Annotated in this window: 3 protein-coding genes; all 3 read left to right on the top strand. The window is 58.1% G+C overall.

Annotation, left to right across the window (positions count from 1 at the left end):
* Window positions 1-405: hypothetical protein (locus tag Q0510_RS05075; RefSeq protein WP_298708856.1), on the top strand; the 405-nt coding region annotated here is incomplete at its 5' end.
* An 11-nt stretch (window positions 406-416) separates the two neighbouring features.
* The gene (locus Q0510_RS05070) at window positions 417-3,020 is read left to right on the top strand and encodes a S8 family serine peptidase (protein WP_298708855.1); all 2,604 of its coding nucleotides are present in this window, start codon (window positions 417-419) and stop codon (window positions 3,018-3,020) included.
* A 224-nt stretch (window positions 3,021-3,244) separates the two neighbouring features.
* Window positions 3,245-5,177 (top strand): PAS domain S-box protein (locus Q0510_RS05065; protein ID WP_298708853.1); only part of this gene is annotated, 1,933 nt, incomplete at its 3' end.

Below are 5,177 nucleotides of genomic sequence, written 5' to 3'. Positions count from 1 at the left end.
GCGCCGGCGCAGTTGCTGCGTTTCGAATTCTCCCCGGCAAACGATATCACTGTTGCCGCCGACGCACTGGAAGCCGCATTGGCCGCGGCAGGCGCGGGGAATGTGTACGTCATCACCAACGGGATCGGCAAACAGCTCGCACAACTTGCGGAGATAACGGGTACGGATAAACTGATTTTTTCAGGGAAAGAAGGAGAAGGCCGCACCTCCGGCGATCTGCTGCGGATGCTGGCCTTCGCGCTGCGGGAAAACGGACCGGTAAAAGCGGCCATTCCCGCATTGGCGGCAGCGCTCAGGCTGCATGGATCGCATCGCCCCGAAACCGTTTCCGGCGGCAGCTATCCTGCGTACCTGCTGGATGAAAATGAAGTTACAAGCATCATTCAACATATCATTCCACATTAAACCCCTACGACATGTCTAAAGGCTATTCCCTGCACATAGGGTTGAACAAAATAGACAAACAGCATTATTCCGATGTGCCCTGCCTCAAAGCGGCCGTTGCGGATGCTGTATTCTGGAAGGAATTCGCGGAGCAGTCGGGCTACTCGGCCCGGCACTACCACGACGAGGAGGCCACCTCCGCCGCCGTGCTGGCCGCGCTCCACGATTACGCCGGCAAAATGGCGCCCGGCGATATCCTGCTGCTGACCTACGCGGGCCACGGCAGCCAGATCGCCAACGAAAAAGCCGTGGGCCTGGATAATGAGCGGTTCGACCAAACCTGGTGCCTCTACGACCGCGAACTGCTGGACGACGAGCTGTTCGAAGCATTCCGCGCTTTCCGGGAAGGTACGCGCATCCTCATTGTGTCGGACAGCTGCCATTCCGGAACCATCGCCCGCGTAGTGCCCGATGCCCAGGACCTCAGCCAGCACCTGGCCGCAGGGCTCGAAAAAGCTGCGGGCGCCCGCGGGATGCGTTCCCGCAAACTGCCGCTGGCCAATGAGCAGGACGTTTTATCATTGTATGGCGAAACGGTGTATGCGCCCGTCCAGAAGAAATACAGGACCAAAGCGCAGGCTGCCGACGTGAAAGCGGCGGTGAAGCTGATGGCCGCCTGCCAGGATGACCAGACCCCCTTCGACGGCGATAAAAACGGCGTGTTCACCGAATCTTTCATCGGTTTGTTTAAAAAAGCGTCCACCCGCAAGAAAAACGCGCCGGAACTGATCGACGCCATCCGCGAGCGGTACTATTATCCCCGTCCCAATTTCTTCGAATACGGTGCCATCATCCCTTCATTCGATACCGCATTTCCTTTTAAAATCGATATACCGGATGCGGCTGTGGTGACAGGGAAACGATCGCCGGATCTGAAGCCCAGTCCAACCGGCCGGCAACTTTCCAAAGAAGAGGAATGGGATGAAGTGAAGGTGAAACGCAACGCGCAGTTGCTCATCACCTGGAAAACGCTGCCGGCAGGCGATATCAACCCCGGCAACGATATGGAGATCCTGGAAAAAGGCGTGGATTTCCTCCTGGTGGAATTGAAAAACACCCCGCATGAACACAGCTGGAGCGCCGCGCATGCCCTGCAGCAAAGTTTACTGCAATCCGGGCTGGAAGCCGTGGTGGAACCCGATCTCAGCGTTACGCCCGCGCAGGACAAGCGCGCCACGCGCGAAGCCGATGCCAACAACCCCGATTACATCCGCGAATGGCCGCCCGCCATGGGCGATGCCACGATCGGCTGGCACCTGAATGATACGCATTCCCAGCTCGCGAAAGCTACCGCGGAAGTGCGGGCCACACCGGGCGCACACGTCCGCATCGCGCACCTCGATACGGGCTACATCCCCAAACATCCCGCATTGCCCGAAAACCTGGACTACCAGTTGCAGCGGAGCTTCGTGAGCAAGGAGAACCCCGCCGTGGCGGAAGACAAGCCCGAATCCGGGCAGGACGGCCACGGGTTGGGCACCATGGTGCTGCTGGCCGGCGGGAAAGTGAGCAAGGAACAGACTTTCGGGGAATATGAAGGGTATATCGGCGGGGCTCCCGTGGCCACGGTGATCCCTTGCAGGATTTCGGAATCGGTGGTGATCATGAACGACCGCACTTTCGCCGAAGCTATCGATTATGCGATCGCGAACGGTTGCGAGGTAGTGTCGATGTCGATGGCGGGCAAGCCCAGCCAGCGGATGGCGAAGGCGGTGAACCGGGCGTACGAAGCGGGCATCGTGATCGTGAGCGCCGCGAGCAACTGCTGGTACAAGGGCACGGGCGCGCTGTTACCGAAGTGCGTATTGTTTCCCGCGGCATTTGAGCGGGTGATTGCGGCGACCGGCGCCATGTACGATCACCGGCCGTACGACGTGGACTTCCTGCGGGAAGGCTCCGAACGCGCCATCAGTACGCAGTATATGCAGGGTTCCTGGGGGCCGGCGTCGCGGATGACCCGCGCGCTGGCCGGCTACACGCCCAATACGCCCTGGGCTTCCACCGTACACCCGTTTGTGCGGAGCGGCGGGGGGACGTCTTCAGCCACGCCCCAGGTGGCGGCCGCGGCGGCGCTGTACATCGCGAGGCACAGGGAGGAGATGGAAAAGAAAGGTTATTATGATGAAGGGAAGAAATGGATGAAAGTGGAAGCCGTGCGCCATGCCCTGTTCACCAGCGCCGCAAAGGGCGAAACCTTCCCCGACTGGAGGAAATACTACGGGAACGGGATCCTCCGCGCCTGGGATGCCCTGCAGGTTCCGGTGGCGGAGCCTTCGGACCTGGTGCAGTCACCCTCGGCCGAAAGTACCTGGTGGGGCGTGGTGGAGATCGTAGGCTCGTTCTTCAAACGGCGGAAACTCTTCCGCAGCAACGAACCCAAACCCACCGCGGAAGCGCTCGCCACGGAATTGTTGCACCTTTTGCAGACGGACCCTCAGTTTTACGAGATTTTCTCCCGGATCGACCTCACCAATCCCGTCGAAATGGAAGCCACCATCGGCCAGCCCGAATTTCGGGATAAAGTGCTCGCTTCCCCCTATGCTTCGGCATGGCTGAAAGAAGCGATCCTGATGTAGCGCTACTGCTGTTTTCGCGGCAGCTTACGAAAATCATACGGCGAACTGACGTTCGTCAGTACGGATGGCTGCGGATCGGCGGATATTTGCACTACGTTTTAAGCAATTTTAGTGTTTTTCATAGGATATGGTTTATAGCGCCGCAGATTCTTCTGCGGCGCTTTTCTTATTTTTGTGTTACTTTTATTAACCGTGAGAATCAGAAGGAGTCCTGATTTGAAACTATGAATACACCGCCAGTCCCACAGAACGAAGCCGCGCGCCTACGCGCGCTGAGAAGCTACAACATCCTGGATACCTTCCGGGAAGAAGAGTATGAAAAGCTGACCGATCTTGCGTCGCGCATTTGCGGTACGCCGATTTCGCTCGTTACCCTCATCGATGAGAACAGGCAATGGATCAAAGCGAAAACCGGCCTGGAAATCGAAGAAACTCCCCGCAGCGAATCCATCTGCCAATACACCATTTCATATCCCGACCTGTTCGAAGTTAATGACGCTTCGAAAGACGACCGCTTTGCGAAGCTCCCGGGCGTGTCAGGCGACGAGCATATCCGGTATTATGCCGGTTACCCGCTGATCGACCGGGAGGGATTTGCGCTGGGCGCGCTTTGCGTGCTCGACCGCAAGCCCGGCAATCTTACCAGCGAGCAGAAGGAATCGTTGAAGCTGCTGGCGGAGATGGTGGTTTCCCTCATCGTGGAGCGGCGGAAGAATATGGAACGGAATTATTTCGAGCAGCTGTTCGAGCTGTCGAAAGACCTTATCTGCATCCTGCAGCCGAACGGGTATTACCGCAAGGTGAACCCCGCTTTCACGAAGCTGCTGGGCTGGTCGGAAGTAGAGCTGATGACGCGGCCGGGGCTGGAGTTCTTGCATCCCGACGACCTGGAAGCCGCCAAAAAGAACCTGAAAAATATCCGTTCCGGGAAGGACAAGGTCAATTTCACCCGCCGTTTCCGGACCCAAACGGGCGCTTACCGCCTGATCCAGTGGGCGGCGGAATCCGACCCCGACACCGGCGACATCTTCGCCATCGGGCGCGATATCACTGACGAGCGTATCCGGGAAGAATTGCTGGAGCAAAGCCAGAAAAAACTGAGCGCATTCTTTGAGCATAGCCAGGGCCTCATGTGCACGCATGACCTGCGGGGCAAAATCATTTCCGTCAACTACGCCGGCGCTAACCTGCTCGGTTATACGGTAGCGGAAATGTCCAGGATGAACCTGGGCGACCTCCTGCCGGAAGACCACCGCCCGATGTTCGACGCATACCTGAAAGAGATCCGCGATAAGGGAATGGCCGCGGGGCAAATGACCACCACGCACCGGAACGGTTCGAAGCGCATCTGGATGTTCAGCAACGTCCTGGAAACGGGGCAGAACGAAGAGCCTTACGTAATCGGCAACGCCATCGATATTACGGAACGCTATCTCCTCGAAAAAGACCTCGCCACCACCAAAGAAATGCTGGAGCAGACCAACAAAGTGGCCAGGGTAGGGGCCTGGGTGGCGGAAATGGCGAAAGATAAACTCCTCTGGACCGACATGACCCGCGAGCTGCACGGCGTTCCGCCGGGCTTCGAGCCCGACCTGCAGGCGGCTATCGGGTTTTTCAAGAAAGGGGAGCATCAGAATAAAGTGATCCGTGCCGTGAACCGCGCCATCCGCACCGGGCGCTCTTTCGACCTGGAGGTGATCATCACCACCTGGCAGGGCGAGGAACGGTGGGTGCGCACGCAGGGGCATGCGGATTTCGAGAACGGCGTCTGCAAACGCCTATACGGCGCATTCCAGGATATCAACGACCGGAAAAAGGCCATGCTGGACGTTTTCAACTCCCGGAAGCTCCTGCAGGAAGTACTGCAATCCGCTTCGGAAGTGAGTATTATCGCCACCGACAAATCCGGCACGATCACGCTTTTCAACCGGGGCGCCGAACGGCTCCTGGGATATACCGCCGATGAGATGATCGGCTGCACGCTCCCCGACGTGATACACGACAGGGAGGAAATGCAAAACCGCGCACGTGAGCTGTCGGAAGAATCAGGAGAAGAGATTTCGGAAATGCGGGCATTCATCTATAAGACGGAGAAGGAAGGATCGGAGCAGCGGGAATGGATATACGTGAAGAAAGACGGGTCGCGCTGCATCGTAT

The organism is uncultured Chitinophaga sp., assembly GCF_937874145.1.
Taxonomy (GTDB): Bacteria; Bacteroidota; Bacteroidia; order Chitinophagales; family Chitinophagaceae; genus Chitinophaga.
The sequence above is the reverse complement of the archived record's forward strand: the minus strand, read 5'-3'. Positions and strand labels throughout refer to the sequence as shown.

Excerpts from the sequence above, each read along its gene's own strand:
- Q0510_RS05070 (WP_298708855.1), top strand. The coding sequence starts at position 417 with ATGTCTAAAGGCTATTCCCTGCACATAGGGTTGAACAAAATAGACAAA.